Origin of the sequence: Streptomyces sp. WAC05374, assembly GCF_004353505.1 — a bacterium.
Taxonomy (GTDB): domain Bacteria; phylum Actinomycetota; class Actinomycetes; order Streptomycetales; family Streptomycetaceae; genus Streptomyces.
This window is the reverse complement of record NZ_SMNQ01000001.1, coordinates 246,696-271,660: the sequence shown is the minus strand read 5'-3', so window position 1 is coordinate 271,660 and position 24,965 is coordinate 246,696. Positions and strand designations below refer to the sequence as shown.

At 73.9% G+C, this 24,965-nt stretch carries 21 protein-coding genes; 12 read left to right on the top strand and 9 right to left on the bottom strand.

Translation table 11 applies throughout. The features are described 5' to 3' along the window. Positions 1 to 572: 572 nt before the first annotated feature. Positions 573 to 1,064, bottom strand: a complete 492-nt coding sequence (locus E2B92_RS01295) for a MarR family winged helix-turn-helix transcriptional regulator (protein ID WP_235023633.1) — start codon at positions 1,062 to 1,064, stop codon at positions 573 to 575. Positions 1,065 to 1,166: 102 nt separating this feature from the next. Here E2B92_RS01295 and E2B92_RS01290 point away from each other — a divergent pair, with 102 nt between their 5' ends. Beyond that, on the top strand, positions 1,167 to 2,333 hold the full coding sequence (locus E2B92_RS01290; protein ID WP_126884494.1) for a PP2C family protein-serine/threonine phosphatase: 1,167 nt from the start codon (positions 1,167 to 1,169) through the stop codon (positions 2,331 to 2,333). A 17-nt stretch (positions 2,334 to 2,350) separates the two neighbouring features. Here E2B92_RS01290 and E2B92_RS01285 read toward each other — a convergent pair whose 3' ends face one another. From E2B92_RS01285 to E2B92_RS01270, 4 genes are all read right to left on the bottom strand, one after another. After that, positions 2,351 to 2,791, bottom strand: coding sequence for an ATP-binding protein (locus E2B92_RS01285; RefSeq protein ID WP_260604325.1), 441 nt, complete (start codon positions 2,789 to 2,791; stop codon positions 2,351 to 2,353). Positions 2,792 to 2,932: 141 nt separating this feature from the next. After that, entirely contained in the window at positions 2,933 to 3,775 is an 843-nt protein-coding gene (locus tag E2B92_RS01280; protein WP_126884495.1) for an alpha/beta fold hydrolase, read from the bottom strand. Between the two features lie 4 nt (positions 3,776 to 3,779). Continuing rightward, the gene (locus E2B92_RS01275) at positions 3,780 to 4,397 is read right to left on the bottom strand and encodes a dihydrofolate reductase family protein (RefSeq protein ID WP_126884496.1); all 618 of its coding nucleotides are present in this window, start codon (positions 4,395 to 4,397) and stop codon (positions 3,780 to 3,782) included. 126 nt (positions 4,398 to 4,523) lie between these two features. Further along, positions 4,524 to 5,171, bottom strand: coding sequence for an FMN-binding negative transcriptional regulator (locus tag E2B92_RS01270; RefSeq protein ID WP_126884497.1), 648 nt, complete (start codon positions 5,169 to 5,171; stop codon positions 4,524 to 4,526). A gap of 443 nt (positions 5,172 to 5,614) precedes the next feature. On the opposite strand from E2B92_RS01270, the gene E2B92_RS01265 reads away from it, so the two are divergent. Further along, positions 5,615 to 6,034 carry a subtilase-type protease inhibitor gene (locus E2B92_RS01265; protein WP_235023632.1) on the top strand — a complete coding sequence of 140 codons (420 nt, stop codon included), beginning with the start codon at positions 5,615 to 5,617 and terminating at the stop codon, positions 6,032 to 6,034. A 72-nt stretch (positions 6,035 to 6,106) separates the two neighbouring features. Here the strand turns inward: E2B92_RS01265 and E2B92_RS01260 are convergent, their stop codons facing one another. Further along, positions 6,107 to 6,937: a dienelactone hydrolase family protein gene (locus E2B92_RS01260; RefSeq protein ID WP_133087353.1), complete on the bottom strand. Its 831-nt coding sequence runs from the start codon at positions 6,935 to 6,937 to the stop codon at positions 6,107 to 6,109. Positions 6,938 to 7,082: 145 nt separating this feature from the next. Between E2B92_RS01260 and E2B92_RS01255 the strand changes: the two genes are divergently transcribed. The 4 genes from E2B92_RS01255 to E2B92_RS01240 all read left to right on the top strand — a co-directional run bounded on the left by E2B92_RS01255 (position 7,083) and on the right by E2B92_RS01240 (position 11,102). Further along, on the top strand, positions 7,083 to 8,126 hold the full coding sequence (locus E2B92_RS01255) for a GlxA family transcriptional regulator (RefSeq protein ID WP_133087352.1): 1,044 nt from the start codon (positions 7,083 to 7,085) through the stop codon (positions 8,124 to 8,126). 122 nt (positions 8,127 to 8,248) lie between these two features. After that, positions 8,249 to 9,193, top strand: coding sequence for an RNA polymerase sigma-70 factor (locus tag E2B92_RS01250; protein WP_126888697.1), 945 nt, complete (start codon positions 8,249 to 8,251; stop codon positions 9,191 to 9,193). 112 nt (positions 9,194 to 9,305) lie between these two features. Further along, entirely contained in the window at positions 9,306 to 10,508 is a 1,203-nt protein-coding gene (locus tag E2B92_RS01245) for an NAD(P)/FAD-dependent oxidoreductase (protein WP_126888698.1), read from the top strand. Positions 10,509 to 10,691: 183 nt separating this feature from the next. Next, on the top strand, positions 10,692 to 11,102 hold the full coding sequence (locus E2B92_RS01240; RefSeq protein ID WP_235023631.1) for a DUF3995 domain-containing protein: 411 nt from the start codon (positions 10,692 to 10,694) through the stop codon (positions 11,100 to 11,102). Between the two features lie 29 nt (positions 11,103 to 11,131). Here the strand turns inward: E2B92_RS01240 and E2B92_RS01235 are convergent, their stop codons facing one another. Genes E2B92_RS01235 through E2B92_RS01225 form a run of 3 tightly spaced genes read right to left on the bottom strand, consistent with a single transcriptional unit; the run spans position 11,132 to position 15,311 of the window. Then, a complete protein-coding gene (locus tag E2B92_RS01235) occupies positions 11,132 to 12,388 on the bottom strand; it encodes an ATP-grasp domain-containing protein (RefSeq protein ID WP_126888700.1) in 1,257 nt (418 codons plus the stop codon). Then, positions 12,385 to 13,662: an MDR family MFS transporter gene (locus E2B92_RS01230; RefSeq protein WP_126888701.1), complete on the bottom strand. Its 1,278-nt coding sequence runs from the start codon at positions 13,660 to 13,662 to the stop codon at positions 12,385 to 12,387. The genes E2B92_RS01235 and E2B92_RS01230 overlap by 4 nt, the downstream gene beginning before the upstream one ends. Next, entirely contained in the window at positions 13,659 to 15,311 is a 1,653-nt protein-coding gene (locus tag E2B92_RS01225) for an AMP-binding protein (RefSeq protein ID WP_126888702.1), read from the bottom strand. The genes E2B92_RS01230 and E2B92_RS01225 overlap by 4 nt, the downstream gene beginning before the upstream one ends. Before the next feature lie 416 nt (positions 15,312 to 15,727). Here E2B92_RS01225 and E2B92_RS01220 point away from each other — a divergent pair, with 416 nt between their 5' ends. The 6 genes from E2B92_RS01220 to E2B92_RS01195 all read left to right on the top strand — a co-directional run bounded on the left by E2B92_RS01220 (position 15,728) and on the right by E2B92_RS01195 (position 24,931). Next, positions 15,728 to 17,092: a condensation domain-containing protein gene (locus E2B92_RS01220; protein ID WP_126888703.1), complete on the top strand. Its 1,365-nt coding sequence runs from the start codon at positions 15,728 to 15,730 to the stop codon at positions 17,090 to 17,092. Positions 17,093 to 17,232: 140 nt separating this feature from the next. Continuing rightward, positions 17,233 to 19,743, top strand: a complete 2,511-nt coding sequence (locus tag E2B92_RS01215; RefSeq protein ID WP_133087351.1) for an ATP-grasp domain-containing protein — start codon at positions 17,233 to 17,235, stop codon at positions 19,741 to 19,743. 96 nt (positions 19,744 to 19,839) lie between these two features. After that, complete coding sequence (locus tag E2B92_RS01210) at positions 19,840 to 21,516, top strand: carbamoyltransferase C-terminal domain-containing protein (protein WP_126885082.1); 1,677 nt, start codon at positions 19,840 to 19,842, stop codon at positions 21,514 to 21,516. Continuing rightward, complete coding sequence (locus E2B92_RS01205) at positions 21,513 to 22,868, top strand: KamA family radical SAM protein (RefSeq protein WP_126885083.1); 1,356 nt, start codon at positions 21,513 to 21,515, stop codon at positions 22,866 to 22,868. Before E2B92_RS01210 ends, E2B92_RS01205 begins: the two co-directional genes overlap by 4 nt. Then, the gene (locus E2B92_RS01200) at positions 22,865 to 24,130 is read left to right on the top strand and encodes a pyridoxal phosphate-dependent aminotransferase (RefSeq protein ID WP_126885084.1); all 1,266 of its coding nucleotides are present in this window, start codon (positions 22,865 to 22,867) and stop codon (positions 24,128 to 24,130) included. The genes E2B92_RS01205 and E2B92_RS01200 overlap by 4 nt, the downstream gene beginning before the upstream one ends. 42 nt (positions 24,131 to 24,172) lie before the next feature. Continuing rightward, entirely contained in the window at positions 24,173 to 24,931 is a 759-nt protein-coding gene (locus tag E2B92_RS01195; RefSeq protein WP_133087350.1) for a maleylpyruvate isomerase family mycothiol-dependent enzyme, read from the top strand. Positions 24,932 to 24,965 lie beyond the last annotated feature (34 nt).

Below are 24,965 nucleotides of genomic sequence, written 5' to 3'. Positions count from 1 at the left end.
CCATCCACCTCCGCAATAGTTGTCGCGCGGCAAATGTACCGTCCTCGTGAATCGTTGAGCCGTGGAGGCAGGTATGTCACAGGGGATGCCGGGAATCAGCATGGAAACAAACACGGAGGAACCCACCCTGAGCGGTGGGTGAACGACGGCGACAGACCAACAGGTGCGGGCGCGCGGGGGACGCCGGCACGGCCGGACCCGCGCCGGTGACCAGGTGCACGGTGGAGGAGAAGTGGGCGCACCGCGTGGCAGGCATCACCGCGGCCCCCCGGCGGGCAGCCGGCCGGCCGCGCGCCGCCATGGCGGACGTCGGCTCTGAGCGCCTCCCCCGGATGGCGGCCGAGCCCACCGGGCCTCCAACGCGTGGGTGAACCGGCACCAGTTGTGGTTCCGGCCCCTCCGGGTCAAATGGCTGCCTCTGGGAAACTGTTGTCGTTTGACAACTGTAGGCCGGAGGAACACCCTTACGTGATGCGGGACCCGTCCGCGTGCCCCGACCCGTGGTCGCACGCTCGAGAACGAGGGCAGGTGAACTGTGAAGCGGACGACGACATGGCGACCCTGTGCGAGCCTCAGGCGGATTCCGCGGCGTCACCAGTGGTTTTCGAGGCGACGTCCTCGACCGCGAGGCGGAAGCTGCTCAGCCCGACCGCGAGCGCAGCGAGCTCCTCGGGTGGCATGGCGGAAATGACGTCGAGCAGCCCGGTCTCGTGGTGGGCGCGCAGGTCCTTGAGGTAGTTCTCCCCGCGGCTCGACAGGCGCAGCTCCAGCTCCCGCCGGCTCGCCGAGCTGGGTGACCGTTCGACCAGGCCCAGCGCGGCCAGGCGGTCGCACATCCGGCTCACCGAGGGCGGCGCCGACCCGAGCACCTCGCCCAGGGTGCGCAGGTTGATCGGCTGGTCGCGGTCCAGGACGTACAGGACGCGCAACTGCGAAGAGGACACCGGAGCCGGTGACGTCATGTCCCGACCCTTGCTCCACAACACCTCGAGCAGCTCGATGACCTCCCGGGCGGCATGTGCGGCAGCATCCCGGTCGGCGCCTGGAGATGTCTCGGAATGCATGCCCTCAACTGTGACACTTTGCAACGGCCTTGTCAGTCTCTGGGACATAAGAGGCCATCCGCTCCTTTCGCTCATTCTCCCGGAACAGGTGGTAATCGAACGGTGGACAGATTCTCGGCTGTGGAACGCGCTCTGCGCGGCGCCCCCGCCCACGCCCTCTTCGAGGCGGTACGGGACGCGCTCACCACCCATTACACGGCCGTCTCCGTCGACCTGCTCATGGCCGATTACGCGCTGACCATACTCCAACCGGTCAACGCCCTCCCCTACACCGCCGAGCCCGTCCCCGTCCACGCCAGCGCTCCCGGACGCGCCTTCGGAGCACAGCGCCCCCACGTGGAACGGCCCGCACGCGCCGCCGAGGTCATCGCCCACTTCCCCGTCAGCGTCCGCGGGGACCGCATCGGCGTGCTCACCGTCCGCCTCCCCGACGACCATTACACGCCACAGATCCAGGACGAACTCCAGGACATCGCGGAAATCCTCGGCCATGAAATCGTCGTGGCCGAACGCGATACCGACCTGTATCTCCAGGCCCGCAGAGCCAACAGGCTCACCCTCGCCGCCGAAATGCAATGGCAATTGCTGCCCGGCCGCTCCTGCGCACGGCCCGAGTACGAGATCGGAGCACAGCTCGAGCCCGCCTATGCCATTTACGGCGACAACTTCGACTGGTCGACCTCGGCCGACCACCTCACCCTCACCGTCACCAACGGCATGGGAGAGGGGATCGAGGCGGCCCTGCTGACCAACCTCGCCATCAACGCCCTGCGCAACGCCCGCCGAGCGGGCCTCTCCCTCACCGACCAGGCCTTCCTGGCCGACCAGGCGATCTACGGCCACTACCGCGGAGCCGCCCACCTCTCCGTCCTTCTGCTGCGCTTCGACCTCTCGACCGGAGAGGTCGAGATCGTGGACGCCGGATCGCCGAGAATGTGGCGCCTGCGGCAGGGCAAGGTCGAACCGATCGAACTCGACGCGCAGCTCCCGCTCGGCATGTTCGAGGACACCATTTACACGGCCCAGCCGTTCACCGTCCTGCCCGGCGACCGCCTCTTCTTCCTCAGCGACGGCGTCTACGACGTCGCCTCCCCGGCCGGCGAACGCTACAGCGAGAAGGCCCTCATCCGTGCCATGACGGCGACCCGCCTGCTCCCACCCTCACAGGTGCCGCGCGCGGTGCTCCAGGAACTCGCCGGGCACCGCGGCCCCATCGACGCCGAGGACGACGCCATGGTGGTGTGCCTCGACTGGCACGGCCGCCAGTAGGCGCCGGAGGCCGCGGCCTACCAGGGCAGGAACACGTGGATCTCCTTGCCGCCTCGCTCGGGAAGTACGGTGACTTCCCGAGCCAGTGCCTGGATGATGTGCCAGCCGAGCCCGCCGGCCCCACGGCTGGGCGCGCAGGACCGGGGGGTGGGCGCGACCGGGTTGCTGTCCCGGACGGCCACGTGCACTCCGTCGAACGTGCGGCGCACCTTCAGGGTGAAGGGCCCGGGGGCGTACTGGATGGTGTTCGCGGCCAGCTCGGTGACCACCAGCAGGACGTCGTCGCGGTTCTCCGGGTGAACGGGCGGGTCGGAGTGGGCAAGGGTGTCGAGGAACAGGCCTGCCGCCAGTCGTGCGTCCGTGACATCCCCGATGTCCCCGTCGAAACGCGCGGTGAGCCCTTCGGCGGCCTGCAGACGGACCATTTCCCAGCCGTCCCTGAGTGGCCCGGTGGTCATGTCGCTCTCCCGTCTCTCCCGTGGACGCTACGCATCCGCTGACAGACCTCTCCCTGTTCCCCTCTGTGGTGCTTTCATACATATGGTCCGTGGGGTGCGGGACCGCTCCGGGCGACGGACCCGGGCTGTACGGGCCGTCGTTCATCCCAGCGTGAGCATCGCCTCCGCGACCTCACCGGCCGCCGCACCGGGGAGCGCGGTGGCCGCCTCCTCCAGCACGAGCAGCCGCGCCCCGGGGATCTCACGCGCGAGCGCCTCGCCGTTGCCGACGGGGAAGAACCGGTTGCGGCGGCCGTGGACGACGAGCGTGGGAACGTCGATCCCGGGCAGGCGCTCGCGCCAGCGGGGCGTGCAGTCGAGCCTCGCGAACACCGTGCCCAGGTGGTTCGCCATCCGGACCGGTGGCGCGGTGCCGGGCGTGCGGTCCCAGATACGCGCGGCGATCGCCCGCGCGGCGACGGGGTCGTCGCCGAGGATCTGCGCGCCGCCGGCGGCGAAGTCCGCGACCGCCTCCCGGTCGGCCCAGTCGGGCCCCGGACGCGTGAACAGCCGGCTCATCGTCGCCCGGTCGTGATCGGGGAGGTCGTCGTCGGGCGGGCCGGGCGCGACCGCGCGGGTGTTGACCAGGGTGAGCGCCGAGAACGCGCCCGGATGGTCGAGCACGGCGACCTGGGCGACCATCCCGCCGACGCCGATCCCCGCCAGGTGCGCGGGCCCCCCGCCGAGCGCGCCGGCGAGTCCCGCCGCGTCGGCGGCCAGGTCCCGCAGGGTGTAGGCGGGCGCCTCCGGATCCGCCGTGGCCGACTCCCCGCTGTCGCGAAGGTCGTAGCGCACCACGCGGCGCCCTCCGGCGGCGAGACGTTCGCACAGCGCGTCGGGCCAGGAGAGCATCGTCGTCCCGCCCGCGAGCAGGACGAGCGGTGCGTCGTCGTCACCGAACGACTCGATGCCCAGGGTGGTGCCCCTGACGTGGACGGTGGTCATCGGATCACCCGCGCACGTCGTAGGTGAGGTGCGTCGAGGTCGACGTCGCGATCACGCTCCGCTGCACCAGCGTGCGCGGCGTCCCGCCGGTGAACAGCGGCGTCCCGGCACCCAGCACGACGGGCGCGAGGTGCAGCGTCAGCGCGTCGACCAGCCCCGCCTCCAGCGCCGAGGCGATCGTGGCGCCGCCGCCCATGAGGACGACGTCCAGATCCTTGCCGCTGTCCGACGCCGCCGCCTCTGCCCGCCGGCGCGCCACGGCGACGGCGTCGGACAGACCGGTGGTGACGAACGTCCAGTCGAGGTCGGCCGTACGCACCGACGCCGGCGGCGAGCCGGTCACGACGACGAACGCGGGCCTGCCGACCTCCCCGGCGCCGTAGCCGGTCCGGTCGTCCCAGCCGTTCGGCCCGTCGACGAGGTCGAAGAGGCGGCGGCCGAGAACGACGGCGCCCGACCGGGCGGTCCCCTCGCGCAGGACCCGCCGGTCGTCGGGATCGTCGGAGAACGCCCATGTGTGCAGGGCGTCGCCGCCCGTGCCCAGACCGTTGTCCGGGCCGGGGTCCGGCCCGGTCACGAAGCCGTCCACGGAGACGGAGATGTCGGCGATGATTCGAGTCATACCCGTGCAGACCCGATCGGCCGCCCGAACTCATCGCTCACCCGTGAAGCGCCGTGGGCGGGATGCCGTTCGACCCGCTCCAGGACCCGGCGACCACCCGCCGGCCCCGGGCCGGCGGTGCGCTGATCAGCGCTTCCAGGGGCCGACGCGGTTCAGGCGGCGGCGCTGCTGGGCGGCGGTGGGCACATCGAGGCCCCGGGCGCGTCCGGTGAGCCGGCCGGCGACGGCGGTGCGGTGTTCGACGGGCTTGTGGTCGTCGTACTTGAACTTGGCCCGTACGTTGGTGACATCCAGGCGCAGGCCCCGGATGCCGGACAGCATCCGGCCGTAGGGGGGCTGGTCGGCGGTGATCGGGGCGTGGTCGCCGTCGGGCTGGAAGTGGGCCATCTGGCGGCGCAGCAGTTCGGCCTTGGCCTCGGGGGCGTCGACGATGTGCGCGCGGCAGGTGAACTGGACGGCGGTGTAGTAGCTGGTGGGGACTCCGTCGGTGGGCGGGGTGCCGGCCGGGGCCCGCCAGGGGCCGGGGACGAAGGCGTAGTCGCCGAAGACGGTGAACAGGACGTTCGGGTCGTTCTCGATCGCCTCCCAGGCGGGGTTGGGGCGGGCGAGGTGGATCAGGAGGTGGCCGGGCTCGCCGGTGAAGTGGGTGGGGACGGCGACCGGCGGCCGGCCGGGCAGACCGTTGACGCCGAGGATGCCGAAGTCGTGGCCGTCGGCTATCCATTCCTGCCACTCGGCTTCGTCCAGTGCGGCGTCCCAGGGGTGGATGAGCATGCGGGGCTCCTTGCGGCGGTGGCGGTGGCGACTGACAGTGTGGACCGACGGTCCCGGCGTCAACAAAATGACCGCACGGTGCAATGCAGTGACCCACGCCGATGGATCGGCGCACGGCGTGAGGCGCGGACCGGGCCGGCATCGACACGATCCGGTCACCTTGGATGCACGCAGGGTGAACCCGGGGCGGCGAACGGCTGGTCACAAGCCGGACATATGTGCGACATGCCGGCTGTCACCCTCTGTGGAGGCGCCGTCATGGACGGTGCACACCCCGCCTGAGCTGCCTGAACGGCCGTTCAGTACCCGATAATCGAACGCGGTGTCTGTAAATCGGTCATCGATGTGCGCACAACCTTCACACGCGACAGACTCAGCGGCGTTCTGCCAGTCAAGTGCAGGAAATCCACGTAGTTTTCCTTTAAATGAAAGAGAGTCGTCTCGTGCGTCGCCACGTCGCTGCCGCTTCCGCCGTCACCCTCCTCGCCCTGGCCTCCGCCACCGGCGTCGCGGAAGCCCGGCCCGCCAGCCTGTACGCCCCCTCCGCCGTCGTGCTCGCCGTCGCCCAGGGCGACGGCGACGGCCCCGTCCTCCGGGCGTCCACCCTGAGCTGCGAGCCGACCGCTCGGGGAACGCACCCCGACCCCAAGGCCGCCTGCGACGCCCTCGCCGCCACCTCCGGCAGCCTCGACACGCTCCTGGCCACCCCCGACACGGACCGCGCCTGCCCGATGCACTACGACCCCGTCACCATCACCGTGGACGGCGTGTGGCAGGGCAGCCGCATCGCGTGGAAGCACACCTTCTCCAACACCTGCGTCATGTCCGCGACCCTGAACGGCAACGCGGTCTTCGCCTTCTGACGCTCCGTCCGCGGCCGCACGCCCCGTCCTGTCCGCCCGCGCCCGGCCCGCGGCGGACAGGACGGGGCTCCGTCAGGTGGCCGGCGCCGGTGGGCTGCCGCCCGGGCGCAGGCGGGCGGTGAGGAAGGCCAGGATGTCGTCCCGTGCCCGGACCGTGGGGTGGCCGGCCTCGTCGACGAGATGGGCGGTGACGACGCTGTGCGGAGTGCCGACCAGGTCGGCGAAGAAGGGCGGCGGGGCCGGGTTCGCGGCGCTGTCCGGGAGCACGCGACCGTCGAAGGCGTCGCCGAGCAGCGACCGGTAGGCGGCGAACCGCTGCCCCGTGCACCAGCGGTCGCCCTCGAAGCGGTGGGCGAGGACGGTGAGGCCGTCACGGTGGAGCCGGTCGCGCACCGCGCGCGCGTCCGCCGGGTCGAGTTCGAGGCCGCCCGGATCGTCGAGCGGCAGCGACGGGTGGTTGACCACCGGGGCGATCACCGCCGGCTCCAGGGCCATGGTGAGGGCGAAGTTGCCGGTGAAGCACAGGCCGATGGCGCCCACCCCCGGCCCCCCGCACACGCCGTGGGCCCTGCGCGCCAGGCCGCGCAACCAGAGCGTCACCGGACTCGTGCCGCCCCCGGCGAAGGCGCGGAACTCGGCGCTGACACAGGCGCGGCGGACCACCTCCCGGCCGCCCTCGGCCGTGGGAAACGCGCCGTCCGTCCCGAACAGGGAGGGCACATGGACGGTGAACCCCGCGTCCCGCACCCAGCGCGCGAGCCGCAGGACGTCGGGGCTGATGCCCGGCATCTCGGGCAGCACCACGACCGCGGGTCCCTCCCCTGCCACGTACACCGTCTTCTCCACCCCCTCCACGGCCACGCTCTGCCGGGTGAAGTCGGTCATCGGATCGTCGTCGCTCATGGGGCCAGCCTGGTCCCGGCGCCGGCCACCGCGTGAGGGGCGGGATCGCCAAGGCCGGGGGTAATCTCGCCACACGCGGAGGGGGCGAGCGGTACGCGGCCGGTGGCGCCCGGACGGGACGCCGGGGGAGGGGGTACGGGGGGCCATGGCGGAGGAAGGTGCGGGGACGGGAGCCGGACCGGGTGGGCTGCGGGTCGGGGTCCTGGCGTACCCGGGGTGCTTCGCGTCCGAAGTCTTCGGCGTCCCGGACCTGTTGACGATGGCCGGGCACGTGGCCGGACCGGACGCGCCCGGCCACCGGGTGTCGGTCGTCTCGCCCCGCCGCCGGGTCACCGCCTCGGGCGGCGCGAACCTGGAGGTGCGCCCCTCGCGCCCCGTCGACGTCCTCGTGGTCCCCGGCTTCGAACTCCTGCCGGACACGGACCTCGACGCCCGGCTCGCCCGGCCCGCCCCCGAGATCGCGGCGATCCGCGCGCAGGCCGCCGCCGGCACCGCCGTCGTCTCCCTCTGCGTCGGCGCGTTCCTGCTCGCCGAGGCCGGGCTCCTCGACCGGCGCCGGGCCACCACCTCCTGGCTGTACGCCGGCGAACTGGCCCGGCGCTGCCCGGGCGCCGACGTGCGGCCCGAGCACCTGGTCGTCACCGACGCGGGGGTGACGACCACGGCCGCCTTCAGCGCCATGTACGACTTCGCACTCGACCTGATCCGCCGGCACCACGGCGCCCGGGTGGCCCGCACCACGGCACGGCTGGCGCTCGTCGACGACGCGCGGACCTCCCAGACGCCGTACGTCGACCCGCGCCTCCTGCCGCAGCCCGGCCGCGAGTTCTCCCAGCGGGTGATGCGCAGGCTCGACCAGAACCTCACCGACCGGTACGACCTCGCCGCCCTCGCCGGTGCCTTCCGCGTCAGCACCCGCACGCTGCTGCGACGCTTCGCCGAGGAGACCGGACACAGCCCGCTCGCCCATCTCCAGGCATCCCGTATCCGCCGCGCCCGCCACCTGCTGGAAACCACCGACCGCACCGTCGCCGCCGTCGCCGCGGCTGTCGGCTACCAGGACCCCGGCACCTTCGCCGCCCTCTTCGCCCGCCACACCGGCCACCGCCCGAGCGCCTACCGGGCCGCCTTCCACCGCACGGCCCGGCCGTCCGCCCCGGACGGCGACATCCCGAGCGCGTCAGTGTGACGGACCTGTCCGGGCGCGTTCCGGCGGTGTGCGGCTCGTGGAGCACCTGGCCGGCCGGGGGCCCGGCTTCGAGGACGCGTACGAGTGCCCTGTCCGCCGCGGCGGCGGCTAGGATCGCGGGCATGGCCCTGCTCATGAGTGACGTCGACCGGTTCGAGGCTGCCAGGCCCCGGCTGGAGGCCATCGCCTACCGGCTGCTCGGCTCGTCGGGCGAGGCGGAGGACGCCGTACAGGAAACGTTCCTGCGGTGGCAGGCGGCCGACGTCGGGCGGATCGAGGTGCCCGAGGCCTGGCTGACGAAGGTCCTCACCAACTACTGCCTCAACCAGCTCACTTCGGCACGCGCACGCCGTGAGACGTACGTGGGCAGGTGGCTGCCCGAGCCGCTGCTCGCCGGCGACCCCATGCTCGGCCCGGCCGACACCGCCGAGCAGCGCGAGTCGGTCTCGTACGCCGTCCTCGTCCTGCTGGAGCGCCTGTCGCCGGGCGAGCGGGCGGTGTACGTGCTGCGCGAGGCCTTCGCGTACGCGCACCGGGAGATCGCCGAGATCCTGGACATCACCGAGGCCGCCAGCCAGCAGATCTACCACCGGGCCAAGAAGCACGTCGCGGACGGCAAGGCGCGCACCGAGATCGACGAGGCCGCCGCCCGGAGGGTCGTCGAGGAGTTCCTGGCCGCGGCCACCAGCGGCCGCACCGAACCGCTCCTGCGCCTGCTCACCGAAGACGCGGTCTCCGTCGGCGACGGCGGCGGGAAGGTCCCGGCGCGGGCGAAGGCGTTCGAGGGCGCGCTCGCGGTCGCGAAGTTCCTGCGCGGCCTGTTCAAGCCCAGCGCGGCCAAGCGGGCCCACATCGGCGGGGCGGCCGAGATCCATGCCGCGACCGCCAACGGCGGCCCCGCCATCGTGGCCGTCGTGGACGGCCGGGTCGTCGGGGTCACCTGCCTGGAGGTCACCGAGGAGGGCATCGTCGCGGTCCGCAGCCAGGTCAACCCCGACAAGCTCGTCCGTGCGACCGAGCGGTGGGCCGCCCGGGAGGACGGGGAGACCCCGCTGTACGTCCTCTGAGCACATGTGGCACAGGTCACATTCCAATCCTGTCAGGAATCCGGGAGCTGCCCGGTTCAAGAGGCGAAACCGCGCACGACAGCCGCGGAACCTCGCAGACAGGAGCAGGGTCATGCAGCACCGCATCGTCGTCCTCGGAGCCGGCTACACCGGAGCCGTCGCCGCCGGCCGCATCGCCAGGCGGCTGCGCCGCGAGGACGTCACCATCACCCTCGTCAACCCGGAGCCCGACTTCGTCGAGCGCGTCCGGCTGCACCAGCTCGCGGCCGGCCAGGACCTCAAGCCCCGGCCGTTCAGCGCGATGTTCGCGGGCACCGGCGTGGAGCTGAAGCTCGCGAAGGTCACCGCCGTGGACGCCGACCGCAAGACGGTGACGGTCACCGCCGCCGGGGGCCCCGAGCAGGAGGAACTCGCGTACGACACGCTGGTCTACGCCCTCGGCAGCGGCTGGAACGACGGGGGCGTGCCCGGTGCCGCCGCACACGCCCACGAGCTCTCCAGCCGTCCGGGCGCCCTCCGCCTGCGCGACCGCCTGGCCGCCCTGGACGCGGGCTCGCCCGTGCTCGTGGTCGGCGGCGGCCTCACCGGCCTGGAGGCCGCCACCGAGATCGCCGAGGCCCGCCCCGACCTCGACGTCGCCCTGGCCACCCACGGCGCCCTCGGCGACTGGCTCTCCGCGAAGGGCCGCGCCCACCTGCGCACGGTGACCGGCAGGCTGGGCATCACGGTCCACGAGCACACCGAGGTCACCGCCGTGCGGGCGGACGGCGTGACCACCGCCGACGGCAGGACCGTCCCCGCCGAGGTCACGGTCTGGACCACCGGCTTCGCCGTCCACCCGATCGCCGAGGCCACCACCCTGGAACTCACCGACCGCGGTCAGATCGTGGTCGACTCCACGATGCGCTCGGTCTCCCACCCGGACGTGTACGCCGTGGGCGACGCGGCGATGGCCATCGGCCCCAACGGCAAGCCCCTGCGCATGTCGTGCGCCTCCGGCGTCCCCATGGCCTGGCAGGCCGCCGACGCCATCGCCGCCCGGCTGGCCGGGGTCAAGGTCCCCCGCACCCCCATCCGCTACTTCCAGCAGTGCGTCTCCCTCGGCCGCAAGGAGGGCCTGATCCAGTTCGTCACCGCCGACGACCGGGCGGTCGACCGCGCCCTGACGGGCCGCACGGCCGCCCTGTACAAGGAGCTGATCTGCAAGGGCGCGGCCTGGGGCGTCGCCAACCCGACGGCCGGCCTGCCGGCCCGGCGCCGGGCCGTCGTACGGCAGGGAGCCCCCGGACACACCCCGGCGGAGGCGGCGGCCTGACGCGCCGGGCGCAACCGCCGGTGCCGGCCGACGTGGTGAGCCCGCCGGCCGGCACGGCAGTCCGGCTCACGGACTCCTTGTGGAGGGGGCCGGCCGCGGGCGGGACGGATGCCGTTGCCATGATGGACGCGCATCCGTCGGCACGGGATTGGAGCACCGAGCATGGTCCGCACCGTGGTTCCCATGGCCCTGACGCTGGCCCTCGCGGCCATCGGGCTGCTGCACTTCGTCTGGGCGTTCTCCCCGTGGCCGATGAAGGACGCGGCGACGTTCTCCCGGACCATCGGCGGCGTCGACGACGACAGGATGCCGCCGGTGGTGAGCACCCTCGCGGTGGGGCTGGCGCTGTTCGGCGGCGCTGTGCTGACCCTGATGGTCAACGAGTCCGTGCCGGCGGTCGGACCGGACTGGCTGCGGCTGGTGGGCATGTACGGCCTGACGGTGGTTCTGCTCGCCCGCGGCCTGGGCGGCTACGTGATCAACCGCAGGGCCCCCGTCGAATTCCAGCGGTTGAACACCGTCCTGTACTCACCGTTGTGCGTGGCACTCGGCACCCTGAGTGCCATCGTCGCCGTGGCCGCGACCCGACGGTGAGGGCCGCGCTCCCGCCCACGGGGGGCGCCTCACGGTGACACCTCGACGGTGACGGCGTCCAGTGCCTCGTCGGCCGCCCGGTTGGCGGCCCGCGCGGTGCCGGCGCGGACCATGAGGTGGCCGATGCGCTGGAGGTTGTCTCGCGGGTCGCCAACGGGGTCGCCGGGGCGCTTCAGCAGCCCGGTGCTCACCACGTGATCGCCCCGGGGGAGCCCCTCGACGCGGGTGAGCGTGCCGGCGTGAGGGGCGGTGAGGAACCGGACGGCGGCGGCCCTTTCACGCCGGGGCGTGAGGTCGGGCCGCTCGCCCAGCGCCGTCATCAGGTACGCACGCGCCTGGTCGATCCCGGTGGCCTCCGCGACCAGCCGCATGATGCCGTCCCCCGGCGGCCGGGCGCCCACCTCGATGACGTGCGGCCGGCCCCGCCCGTCCACCTTCACCTCGGTGTGGGCGACGCCGTCGCGCAGCCCCAGCGCGGTGGCCGCGCGGGTGGCGGCGGTGAGGACGGCCGCGCGGACGTCCGCCGGGAGCCGGGCCGGCACGGTGTGGCCGGTCTCGGCCCGGCTCGCGTCCCGCGTGGTGAACTTCTCGGTCACCACCAGGTGGTGGACCTCGCCGCGCGTGAGGACGGTCTCGACGCTGAACTCGTCACCTTCCACGTACTCCTGCGCCAGGAGCGTGGTGTCCAGCGGGATGCCGTGCGACGGCTTGTGCGTCTCGCTCCCCGCCAGTCGCGCCGCCGCCGGCAGGCCCTCGGCGGAGGTGACCACGGTGACACCGATCGAGGCGGCGTTCTCGGCGGGCTTGACCACGAGCGGGAAGCCGATTCCGGCCGCTTCGGCGCGGCGCGCGAGGGTGCGGTGATCCGCGGCGGTGACCGTGCGCGGGGCCGGGACGCCGTGGGCCGCGAACACCTCGGCCATGAGCCGCTTGTTGCGGCAGGCCGCCGCCCGGTCCGGATCGTGACCGGGCAGGCCGAGCCGGGCCGCGAGCAGGGCCGCCACGGGGGAGAGGAACTCCCAGCAGGCGACCACTCCGTCGATGCGGCGCGCACGGCAGAACGCGGTCAGGTCGTCGAGCGCGGCGGCGGTGTCACCGAAGTCGGTGAAGGCGACACCGCTGATCAGCTCGGTGAGCTCGGGCCCGTAGTGCGTGGCGTGGACGTCCTCGTGCGTGGCGACGTACGCCTCGACGCCCAGCGCGGCGGCCGCGCGCAGCAGGTCCTCGCCGGCCGCGACCCACGCTTCCAGCAGCAGGACGCGCCTCGCCCTCCGTCCCGGGGTCATACCGCGGCCTTCACGGAGTCACCCTCGCGGCGGCGGACCGCCGGAGCGAGCGCCAGTTGCGCCGCCGCGGCCAGGACGCACAGGGCGGCGCACGACAGCCAGAGCACGGGCGCGCCGACGACCAGGAGCCGGGTGCCGACGACGGGCGCGACGAGGAAACCGGTGCCCCACGCCATGCCGAGGAGCCCGTTGTAGCGCCCGCGCAGATGGGCGGGCGCGAGGTCGGCGACGATGGAGGCGGTGACCGCGAAGACGAGCACCTCACCCAGGCTCCACACCGCGACCGCCACGCCGTACACCACCGTGCCGGACGCGAGGGCCACGAGCGCGTTGCCGCAGGCGGCCACGGTGAAACCGAAGGCGAGCACCCGGCTCTTGTCGAACGCGGCCAGCCGGTGGCCGATCAGTGGCTGTACGGCGATGACGACGATGCCGTTGACGCCCATGACGGCGCCGTACGCCCCGCTGGACAGCCCGCTGCCGCTCATCGCCAGCGGCAGGGTGGCGAACGCCTGCTGGAACACCGTGGCGTACAGCACGACGACGCCGGCGAACGCCACCATCACCTTGTCGGCGAGGACGGTGCGGAAGGTGCCGTCGGAGCGGCCGCCCGGGGCCGGCCGGTGCGTTTCCGGGACGGCGAACCAGACGAGCAGGCCGAAGACCGCGCACGCCACCGCGTCGACCCAGAAGAGCAGGTGGAACCCGTGGGTCGCCAGGTAACCGCCCATCACCATGGCGGCGGAGAAACCCAGGTTGACCGACCACAGCAGCAGCCCGAAGGCGCGCGTGCGGTCGGCCGCCGGTACCGCGTCGGCCACCAGGGCCTGCGAGGCGGGCCGGAACAGGTCGATCGTCACGCCCAGCGCGAAGCCGCAGGCGGCGATCGCGGGGAGGCTCTCGGCGTGCCCGAGCGAGAGCAGCACGGCCCCGTTCGCGATCATGCCGCCGGTGAGCGCGATCCTGCGGCCGAAGCGGTCGGTGATGACCCCGCCGAGCGGCTGGGAGATGACGGACCCGACGCCGACACCCGCGAGGATCAGGCCCGTGGTGGCGATGGGCACGCCCCGGACCTCGGTGAGGTAGAGGCTCAGGAACGGGTTGACCATGGCGCCGAGCCGGTTGACCAGGGTGCCGCACCAGAGCACCCAGAAGGCGCCGGGCAGGCCGCCGACCCGGACGGCGACATGCGTCCGCCACCGCGCCCGTCCACGGCCGGGTGTCGGCGCGGTGCCCGGGGCCGTACCGCTGCCCGGCCGGTCCGTCGTGCTCATCGTTCTCCCCTGCGGGGCGCGGCAGCGGTGCCCGGTGTCGGGTCCGGACCGGGGGCGGCCGGCGCGGGCGCGGCTGCCGACGCGGCCAGGGCCGCCCGGTCGACCTTGCCGTTCGTGGTGGTGGGCAGGGTGTCGAGGAGCCGGATCTCGCCGGGGACCATGTAGGCGGGCAGGGTCAGGGCGCAGAAGTCCCGCAGCTCGTCCGGCCGCGGCCGGTCCTCGCCGGCCGCCACGACCACGAACGCGGCCAGCCGGCTGCCACCGCCCGGCTCCGGCAGGGGCAGCGCGGCGGCCGCGGTGGCGCCGGGGAACTCCAGCAGCCGGCGCTCCACCTCGCCCAGCTCGACGCGGTTGCCGTTGATCTGCACCTGGGAGTCGGTGCGGCCGCAGAAGTAGAACTCGCCCTTCTCGCCCTGGACCGCCACATCCCCGGTGCGCAGCACCAGTTGCCCGGACTGCGGGCACAGCGGGTCGGGGACGAGGGCGGCGCGCGTGGCCTCGGGGTCGTCCCAGTAGCCGGAGAAGAGGGCGGGGCTGCGCAGGTGGATCTCTCCGGGTGTCCCGGGGCGGTCGACGACCCGTCCGGACTCGTCCACCAGCACCATCTCGGCACCGGGGTGGGCCACGCCGATGGAGAGGCGCTCGGTTCCGTCGGGGAGGGGGTCGGGGACGTCCTCGAAGGAGCAGGCCATCGACTCGGTGGCGCCGTAGCAGTTGACGACGCGCATCCCGGGCCGCAGCCGCTGCAACTGCCGCAGTTCCGGCAGGGGGAACTCCTCGCCGCAGAAGAGCACACCGCGCAGGTGGTCGAGCTCGGCGAGGCGGTCCGGCTCGTGGCGCAGCACCTGCCGCCAGATCGACGGTACGCCGTTGACCTGCGTCGCCCCGGTGTCGCGCAGCACCCGCAGGAAGTGCCGGGGCCAGCGCACCAGGGCCTGCGGTACGGGGACGACCGCGGCGCCGCTGCCGAGGGCCAGGCCGATGTTGAGCAGCGAGAAGTCGAACTGGAGCGGGGAGGTGCTGGCGATCCGGTCGCCGGGGCGCGCGATGTCGTGGGCGAGCATGCCCCGGTAGAAGGCGACCACGGCACGGTGGCTCATCACCACGCCCTTGGGGCGGCCGGTGGTCCCGGAGGTGAAGATGATGTACGCGGGGTCGGTGACACTGGGCGCCCGGCGCCTGCGGCGTACCGGGTCCGGTCGTCGTTCCACGGTGACACCGGCGGGTCCGAACCGGGCGGTGCCGACACCGGCGGGCAGGTCTTCGCGCCGGCCGTTCTCGGGCTGGAGGTGCAGGGCGGGCCGTGCGGTCCCGATCAGCGTGAGCAGCCGGTCCCGCGGTGTTTCGGGGCTCACCGGTACGAAGGTGAGGCCCGCGCGGGAGCAGGCGAGGAGCAGCGCGACGGAGTCGGCGGTCGCCTCGGCCTCCAGCAGCACACGGGAGCCCAGCTCCAGTTCCAGGGCGTCGAGTTCACCGGCGTACCGCGCCACACGGTCGCCGAGGCCGGCGTACGTGGTCACGGTCGCGCTTCCCGGCGGGCCGGGCTCCACGACGGCGGGGCTGTCGGGGCCGCGGGACACCCGGGCGAGCAGGAAGTCGTGCAGGAACTCGCCGGTGGCCGAGGGCGGTGCGCCCGGTGGTTGCGTCACGTCCGTGTCCTTCTCCTGCGCTGTGGTACGTCGTGTGTCGCCGGCGGCGGGGCCGCGTCGTGGGGCGGTGGAGGGCACCGCGGTCGGCACCTCGATCGCCACAATTCCGCTGTGCGGAATGCGAATTCCATCGCCGGAGTGAACGTTTGCACATACCGGCGCTCGAACGCCAGTCCTGACGGCCAGGAGGAGTGGTCGTGTCGGAGAGTCGCGCGCGGGTCCACGGAAGATGCCCGAATTTCCCGTGAACCCGTCATGTCCGGTGTGTTGCCCGGGTGTTGGGCGGTGGTCGCCCTCTTCGCGGTGCGGGTCGGCGGCCATGTCGGCGCTGGACAGGTGTCGGCGCCGTATGGCAGCTTGATGATCGCAACGGAAATCGTATTCCGCATCGCGGAAGCAATGTGAGTGGAGTGTGAATGGCCGAGACAACCCCCCTGTCCCTAGGGCAGCTCTCGGTCTGGCACGACATCCGGGACCTGCCGCCCTCGCGCCGGCACGAACCCAACAACGCCGCCGTGTGGGCCCTTCCGCGGGGCACGCGAACGGAAGCGGTCAGCGCCGCCCTCCACGCACTGGCACTGCGCCACCCCTCGCTCAGGACGCGCTACGACCTCCACGACCCCGACGACCCACGCCAGTTGCCTCCGGACGAGGAGATCCGCGCCACGGTCGACCTCACCGACACCGGCGGGGACGACGAACAACCCCTCACCCACGCCGCACTCGCCCTCGCGGCACGCCCCTTCGACCTCGGGCGCGAACACGGCTGGCGGGCCCGCCTGGTGACCCGCGGCACAGCGCCCTCCCACCTGCTCTTCGCCAAACACCACATCGTCGCCGACGCATGGGCCCAGGAGCAGTTGCGCCAGGAACTGCTGCGGGAGATCACCGATCCGGGACGGCTCGGGGCCCCGCCGCCCGGCCCCGCCGAACTGGCGGCGGACCAGTACTCACCCGCCGGTCTCCGGCGGCAACGCGCCGCGCTCGCCCACTGGGAGCACGTGCTCGACGCCGCCCCGCCGACCGGTCTTCCGCGTGACGCCGAAGCACCGGGCACCGCCGTCCAGGGCACCCTGACCTCCGTCCGCGCACGCGCCGCCGCGCGGACGATCGCCGCCCGCGAGGGAGTCTCCGTCGCCGGTGTGGTCCTCGCCGCCTTCGCGGGCGCCGTCGCCCGCCGCTGCCACTCCGACGGCCACGGCAGCGGCACCAGCGGCGAGCGGCTGATGGTGCAGTTGATGAGCGCCAACCGGTTCACCGCACGCTGGCGGGACACCGTGACGTCCATGAACCAATGGGTGCCGGCCCTGATCGAGGACACCGGCGCCCCCCTCGCCGAACTGGCCCGTGCCGCGCACTGGAGCGGGCTGGCCGCGTTCCGGCACGGCACGCACGACGTACGGGCGGTCGCGGCGCTCCGCGCTCGTACCCCCGGGGCGCCCGAAGCCGCCTGCGCGTTCAACTTCGTCGCCGTACCACCGGCCGCGGCGGGCCCGCTGCCGGACGGGCGGGACACGGCGCAGGACAGGCAGGTCCCGGCCCCGGACGCGCCGGACGGGGGCACCGAGGGCGAGGCCACCCTCGTGTGGGAGGAGCCCTTCACCACGATCGGCCCCCGCTGTTACGCACGGGCGCTGGAGGACGAGCACACCCTCTCCGTCCGTCTCACCGCCAAGGACCTGCGGCGCGAGACGTGCGCCGCCCTCCTGTGGGACCTGCACGACACCCTGCTGACCGCCGCCCACGGCCACGCGGCCCGAGAACACGGCCACCGGGCCTGAGAACACAACCACCCGGCCCGAGAAGGAGCACCGCGCCGCCCACCTCCGAGCCCGCCCGTCCCGTGCCCGCCCGTCGCGGCGTCCCCGTCCCCCACCCCCGTCCCGTACCCCCGTACACCGTTGTCGCTCCAGGAGGTTCCGTGCGCCACCACGTGATCGTCATCCACCGGTGGACCGACCGTTACGCCGACTACGCCGGGTACGTCGACCACACGGCCCACCGGGTCAGCTACATCACCACCGAGCAGGCCGCACGCCACCTCCCCGTCGACCAGGCCGCCGGCCTCCGCCTCGTGGACAGCACCGAGGACGAGAAGGCCGTACGGGAGGCCGTCGACGCGCTGACCGAACAGACCGGCCCGCCGACCCGCGTCGTGGCCCTCCAGGAGACCGACCTCGACCTCGCCGCCCAACTGCGCGGCGAACTCGGCCTGCCCGGACCCGGCGAGGAGGAACTGCGCCCGCTGCGCGACAAGCTCCTCATGGCTCGGCGGCTGGACGCGGCCGGTGTGCCGGTGCCGGCCACCGCGGAGGCCGGCGACCACGACGCGGTCGCGGCGTTCGCCTCCGAGCACGGCTGGCCGGTGCTGCTGAAACCGCGCCGGGGCACGGCCAGCGCCGGCATCACCCGGCTGGACACCCCCGAGCAGCTCACGCGGTACGCCTTCCCGTCCGACACCGGCATGCTCGTCCAGCCGTGGATGCCCGACGACGTCCTGCACGTGGACGGCGTCTTCACCGGCGCCGCCCTCGGCCCCTGGCGGGCCTCCCGCTACCTGAACACCTGCTGGGAGTTCACCACCGGCACCGCCCTGGGCTCGGTCGAGATCGACGACCCCGAGCTCCTCGCCCGGATCGGCGAGATCACCGGCGCCGCCACCCGGGCGCTGCTGTCCGGGCCGTCGGTGTTCCACCTGGAGCTCTTCGCGAGCGGCTCCGGCGAACTCACCGTGCTCGAGATCGGAGCCCGTCCGGGCGGCGCCGAAGTCCCGTTCGTCTGGCGGGACGTCCACGGCGTCGACCTGATGGCGGCGGCCTTCGCCCACCAGACCGGCGCGCCCGACCCCACCCCGCCCACGCTGCCCCGGCCCGGCGCGGTGGCCGGCTGGCTGCTCGTACCGCCCTCCGTCCCGCCGCCGTGCCGCGTGGAGGAGGCCACCGTCCCCGAGGACGGCGGCGCGTACGCCCGGGTCGTCCCCGAGACCGGGGCGCTGATGCGGGGCGGCGGCTACGAACACGCCGGGGCACGGTTCCGGTTCTCCGGCACGAGCAGCGCCGAGGTCGAGGCGGCGATCCGCCGCACGGCCGAGCGGACACGGCTCACCAGCACCCCGGTCGACCCCGGCGCGCCCGCCCGTCTGGTCGTCGTCGGCTGCGGCAACCCGCCCTACCGCCGGTACGCCCTGGACAGCGCGGCCGCGCACGTGGAGACCGCCCTGGTCCAGCCGCAGGACATCGACTGGCAACGTCCGTACGTGGCCGACCGGTTCCGGGCCGCCGACACCGCCGACGCGGACGACACGACCCGGGCCGTCGCCTCGCTGCTGACCGGCCGCCCCGGCCCGGGAGCGGTGCTCACCTGGGACGAGACCCTGCTGGAGACCACCGCCGAGGTCGCCCGCCGGCTGGGGCTGCCGCACATGAGCCCCCGGGCGGTGCGCGGCTGCCGCGACAAGCTCACCACGCGCCGCGTCCTGACCGCGGCGGGCGTGCCCTCGGCCGGGTTCCGGCACGTGCACGGCCGCGAGGAGGCAGTCGCGGCGGCCGAGGAACTGGGCCTGCCCGTGGTCGTCAAACCGCGCGCCCTCGCCGGCAGCATCGGGGTCACCGTGGCCGGCGGCGCCGAACAGGTCGCCCACGCCTACGAGCAGGCCGTCTCCTCGGCCTTCCCCGGCATCGACCGGCTCGACGGGGCGATCGTCGAGGAGTACCTGCGAGGTCCGGAGATCAGCGTCGACTGCGCGGTGAGCGGCGGCGAGGTCCGCGTGCTGAACGTGGCCCACAAGCGCCTGGGCTTCGCCCCGTACTTCGAGGAGGTCGGCCACCTCGTCAGGCCGTGGGACGACGAGCCGTGGGCCGACGCGGTACGGGCGGTGCTCACCGCGGCCCACGAGGCCCTCTCCATCCGCACCGGCATCACCCACACCGAACTGCGCCTGACCGGCTCCGGGCCGCGCATCGTGGAGGTGAACGGCCGGCTCGGCGGGGACTTCATCCCGCTGCTCGGCCGGCTCGCCACGGGCGTCGACCAGATCGCCGCGGCCGCCGACATCGCGCTCGGCCGCACCCCCGCGCCGGAACGCACCCGTGACCGGTGCGCCGAGGTCCGGTTCCTCTACCCCGCGCAGGACGCCGTCGTCCGCTCCCTGGACGTCGACGGCGCGGCGGCCCTCCCCGGCATCGAACGCGCCGTGGCGCTCGCCGCCCCCGGGAGCGTCCTCCGGCTGCCCCCGCACGGCATCGTGCCGCGCCTCGCCGCCCTGGTGGCCGTGGGCGACACCCCGCGGGAGTGCGCGACCGCACTGGACCGCGCGCAACGCGCGGTGCGCTGCGCCGTCGACCCCCTGACCCAGCCCGACCACCCCCACCCCCACCATCCCCACCCCGCCCCCGAGCCGCTCGGCGGGCCCGACACCGCGCCGCGCCCCTGACCCACGCACGCGCGGCACCCCACACACCGACCGCATCCGACACCCCGGCCCCGCCCGAGCCGACCGGGCCGGGGGAAGAGGAAAGGAACCCGCTCCATGTGGATTCTGGGCGTCAACGCGCCGCCGACCGGCTGGCACGACACCTCCGCCTGCCTCGTCAACGGTGACGGCGACATCGTCGCCTTCTCCGAGGAGGAGCGGATCAACCGCCGCCGCCACTCCCTGTACCGCAAGCCCGTGAACGCCGCCCGGTTCTGCCTGGAGCAGGCGGGCATCCCCGCGTCCGACATCGACGTCGTCGCCGTCGGCTGGGACGGCGAGCAGCTCTACCCGCGCCGGTTCGCCGACGACGCCGAGTTCCTCGCCTACGCGGTCGGCCTGGACTTCGGCGCCCGTACCCCGGAGGTCGTCCGGGTCCCGCACCACCAGGCGCACGCCGCCTCCGCCTTCCACGCCTCGCCGTTCCCCAAGGCCGGTGTCCTGGTGATCGACGGGCACGGGGAGAACGAGTCCTCGTCGATCTGGACGTACGAGGAGGGAGCGCCACCGCGCAGGGAACGGAGCTGGCAGCGCACCGCCTCACTGGGCTACGCCTACGACGCCGCCTCCACCTGGCTCGGCTTCTCGTTCCTCAACGCCGGCAAGACCATGGGCCTGGCCGCCTACGGGCGCGCCGCCGGCCTGGAGGTCGAGCAGCTCGTGGACGTCCGGGGCGACGACTTCCGGCTCGCCGTGGAGCCGCTGGCGGAGAACACCGGCCGGGCCACCGCCGACGAGATCAAGGAGCAGTACGAGACGGTCGTCGGCCGCTGGCGCGAGCGCTACACGGCCATCGCCGGGACGGACGCCCCGAGCCTGCCCGAGGGGCGCCTCGCCGAGGACCCCAAGGCGGTGCTCGTCGCCTACACCGCGCAGCGCGTCATCGAGGAGACGGTCACCCACCTCGCCGCCCTGGCCCGCAAGGCGGCCGGGGTCGAGGAACTCTGCCTCAGCGGCGGTGTCGCGCTCAACTGCAGCACCAACGGCACACTGCCCGGACCGCTGTACGTACCGCCCGTGCCGCACGACGCCGGTGTGGCGCTCGGCGCGGCCTGGACCGTCCGCCCGCCCCGCCGGCGCACCGGGGCCCTCAGCCCCTACCTGGGCAGCGACATCCACGGGTCCGGCCCCGCCGGGCGCGGCGAACCGGTCGACACCTCGGGCCTGACGGCCACCGCGCTGGACATCGACCACGTGACGGAACTCCTGCTCGCAGGCGCCGTCGGCGCGGTCGCCCAGGGCCGCGCCGAGGTCGGCCCGCGAGCGCTGTGCCACCGGTCGATCATCGCCGTACCGGACACCGCCGGCGTCAACACGCGCGTGAACACCATCAAGAACCGTGAGCAGTGGCGCCCCTTCGCGGGCGTGACCCGCCCCGCCTACGGGGCACGGCTGTGGGAGCGGCAGGAGCACCTGAGCCTGTACATGCTGGGCGCCGCGCGCGCCACCGAACTGGGCCGCGCGGTCGCCCCGGGCGTGGTGCACGTCGACGGCACGACCAGGCCCCAGGTGCTGCACGGCGACGAGGCACCGGCCGTGGGCGCCGTCCTGGACGCCCTGGAGACCCGGGGCGCGCCGCCGGTGCTGCTGAACACCTCGTTCAACGACCGGGGCGAGCCGATCGTCGACACCGCCCGGGACGCGGTGGCCGCGTTCCGCTCCATGGACCTGGACTTCCTGGTGCTCGGCGACCGGTTGTACCGCAAGGCGGACCGGCCGGGGGGTGCGCGGTGACACCGGCCGGCGCGGTGGGGGCCGAGCGCTTCCGGGCGTACGGGCCCCGCCACATCGACGAGATCGCGGCGCGGTACGGGCTGTCCGACGAGGTCCGCGAGACCGTGCGCCGCATCTCCCTGGTGCTGCCGTTCCGGGTCAACGCGTACGTCCTGTCGGAGCTGATCGACTGGCGGCGGGTGCCCGAGGACCCGATGTTCCAGCTCACCTTCCCCCAGCGGGGCATGCTCACCGCCGCGGACGAGGAACAGCTCGCCAAGCTGTCGGCCGACCCGGCGGACCGGCTGCCGCTGCGGGACGCGGTCAAGGACATCCGCGCCCGCCTCAACCCGCACCCGTCGGGCCAGCAGCGGCTCAACGTGCCGCGCGACCCGGCAGGCGCCGTCATACCCGGCCTCCAGCACAAGTACCGCGAGACCGTGCTGTACTTCCCCGGCCAGGGACAGACCTGCCACGCCTACTGCACCTACTGCTTCCGCTGGGCGCAGTTCGTCGGCGACGCCGACCTCCGCTTCGCCGCCCCCGACCCCACCGGCCTGCTCGGCTACCTGGACGCGCACCCCGAGGTGAGCGACGTCCTGGTGACCGGCGGCGACCCGATGGTCATGTCCACCGAGCGGCTGCGCGGCCACCTGGAACCCCTTCTCGAGGTGCGGACGGTGGACACCATCCGCATCGGCACCAAGTCGGTGGCCTACTGGCCGCAGCGCTTCGTCACCGACCAGGACGCCGACGACGTGCTGCGGCTGTTCGAGCAGGTGGTCGCGGCGGGCAAGCAGCTCGCCGTGATGGCGCACTTCAGCCACCCGCGTGAACTGGAGACCGGCCCGGCACGCCGGGCACTGGCCCGCATCCGCTCCACCGGCGCGGTCGTCTACTGCCAGGCGCCGCTGATCGCGCACGTCAACGACGACGCGGCCGCCTGGAGCACCCTGTGGCGGGCCGAGCTGGCGGCGGGCGCGGTCCCGTACTACCTGTTCGTGGAGCGGGACACCGGACCGCACGACTACTTCAAGGTGCCGCTCGCGCGGGCCGTGGACATCTTCGGCGCCGCCTACCGCACCCTGCCCGGTCTCGCCCGCACGGTGCGCGGCCCGGTCATGTCGGCCACGCCCGGCAAGGTCGTGGTCGACGGGGTCGAGGAGACCGGCGACGGTTCCTTCTTCCGGCTGCGGATGCTCCAGGCGCGCGACCCGTCCCTGGTGGGCCGCCCGTTCCGGGCCCGCTGGTCGCCGGACGCGGCGTGGCTGGACGAGCTCGAACCGGCCCCCGGCACCCCCCGGGACCTCGCCGCGGCCGTATGGGGAACGGCGGCCCCCGGACCGCACACCCCGGAAAGGAACCGGACATGAGCACGCCGGCCCCGCGCCCCCCTTCCCCGAACCTGGCGCTCAACCAGCTCGTCGACGAGCGCACGGCCGCGGGCGAGTCACTGGTGCACCTGGCCTTCGGCGAGGCACGCCTGCCGCTGCTGCCCCAACTGGCCCGCCGACTGGCGGACGGCGCGGCCCGCGCCGCGTACGGCCCCGTCGCCGGTGCCCCAGGCGTACGCCGGTCCGTGGCCGGGTACTTCGCCCGGCGCGGCCTGCCCACCGCGGCGGACCGGATCGTGGTCGCCCCCGGCAGCAAACCGTTGCTGATGGCCCTGCAACTGGCCGTCCCGGGGGACGTGCTGCTGCCGCGGCCGGCGTGGAACACGTACGCCCCGCAGGCCCAGTACGCGGGCAAGCGCGTCTTCGGCGTGCCCGTCCCCGCCGACTGCGGCGGTGTCCCCGAACCGGCCGCCCTGCGCGCCACCCTCCGGCAAGCCAGGGCCGACGGGCACGACCCCCGGCTGCTCGTCCTGACCCTGCCCGACAACCCGACCGGCACCCTCGCCCCACCGGCCCTGGTACGGGAACTGGCCGCGCTCGCCCGGGAGGAGGACCTGCTGATCGTCTCGGACGAGATCTACCGGGACATCGTGCACGACCCCGTCGCCACCCCCTTCCTCAGCCCGGCGGAAGCGGCCCCCGAACGCACGGTCGTCACCAGCGGCCTGTCCAAGACCCTCGGCATCGGCGGCTGGCGCATCGGCGTCGCGCGCTTCCCGGACGGCGAGACGGGCGCACGGCTGCGCGACGCCGTGGTGTCGGTCGCCAGCGAGGTCTGGTCCACGCTCGCCGGACCGATGCAGCACGTGGCCGAGTACGCCTTCGCCGAACCGCCCGAGATCGCCGAGCGGCTGCGGGCCGGTGCCCGACTGCACGGGGCGGTCGCGCGGGAGGTGCACCGGATCGCCGTCGGCGCGGGCGCCCTGTGCCGTCCGCCGGCCGGCGGGTTCTACGTCTACCCGGACTTCCAGCCGCTGCGGGAGGCCCTCGCCCGCCGGGGCGTCACCGACTCGGCGACCCTGGCCCGCCACCTCCTGGACGAGTCCGGGATCGTCGTCCTCGCCGGACACCTGCTGGGCGACGACCCGCGGGCCCTGCGCTTCAAGGCGGCCACCAGCCTGCTGTACGGGGACGACGAGCAGCAGCGGGAGGCGCTGGAGTCCGACGACCCGGTCCGGCTGCCGCACATCGCCGCCCAACTGGACCGGATCGCCGAGGCATTCGCACGGCTGGCGCGGTAGGCCCCCCACGCCCACCGCTCCACGACTCAGTGAGGAAGCACGTTGAAGGAACTGGACCCCACCGCCGCGTCCTTCGGTGAACTCGACGCGGCGGCGAGCCGGCTGCTCGCCGGCCTCGGCCCGCTGCGGGACGCCGACATCGCCGCGCCGTCCCTGCTGCCCAACTGGACACGCGGCCACGTCCTGAGCCACCTGGCCCGCCAGGCCCCGGCCCTGGAACGGCTCCTGGAGTGGGCGCGCACCGGCGTGGAGACACCGCAGTACACCGACCGGCAGGCGCGGGACGCCGAGATCGAGGCGGGCGCCCGGCAGCCGGCCGAGGCCCTGGTCGCGGACGTCCGGCGGACCGCCGCGCACTTCCGGCGCGCCGTGGAGGAACTGCCCGCGCCGGCCTGGGACGCGACCATCAGGCCGTTCACCGGCGAGCTGTGCACCCCGCGCCGCATCCTGGTGATCCGGCTGCGGGAGCTGGAACTGCACCACGTGGACCTGGACATCGGCTACGGCTTCCACGACATCCCCGCCACCGCCCGGGACATCGTCCTCGACGACGTCCTCGGCTACTACGCCGGGGCCGACGGCGTACCGGAATTCACCCTGCGCGACCGCACGGGCGCGGAACTCGCCCGCTTCGGCACCGCCCCGGACGTCGCCGTCGGCGACCCCGCCCCTCCGGCCCGCCCGCCCGGCCCCGTGGTCCTCGGCGAGCGTGCCGACATCCTGGCCTGGCTCTCCGGCCGAGCCTCCGGTGACGCCCTTCAGACCACGGGACGGCTCCCCGAGCTGCCCCCGTGGATCTGAGCGATCCGGGCCACCCCGCCCCGCCCCGTCCGAC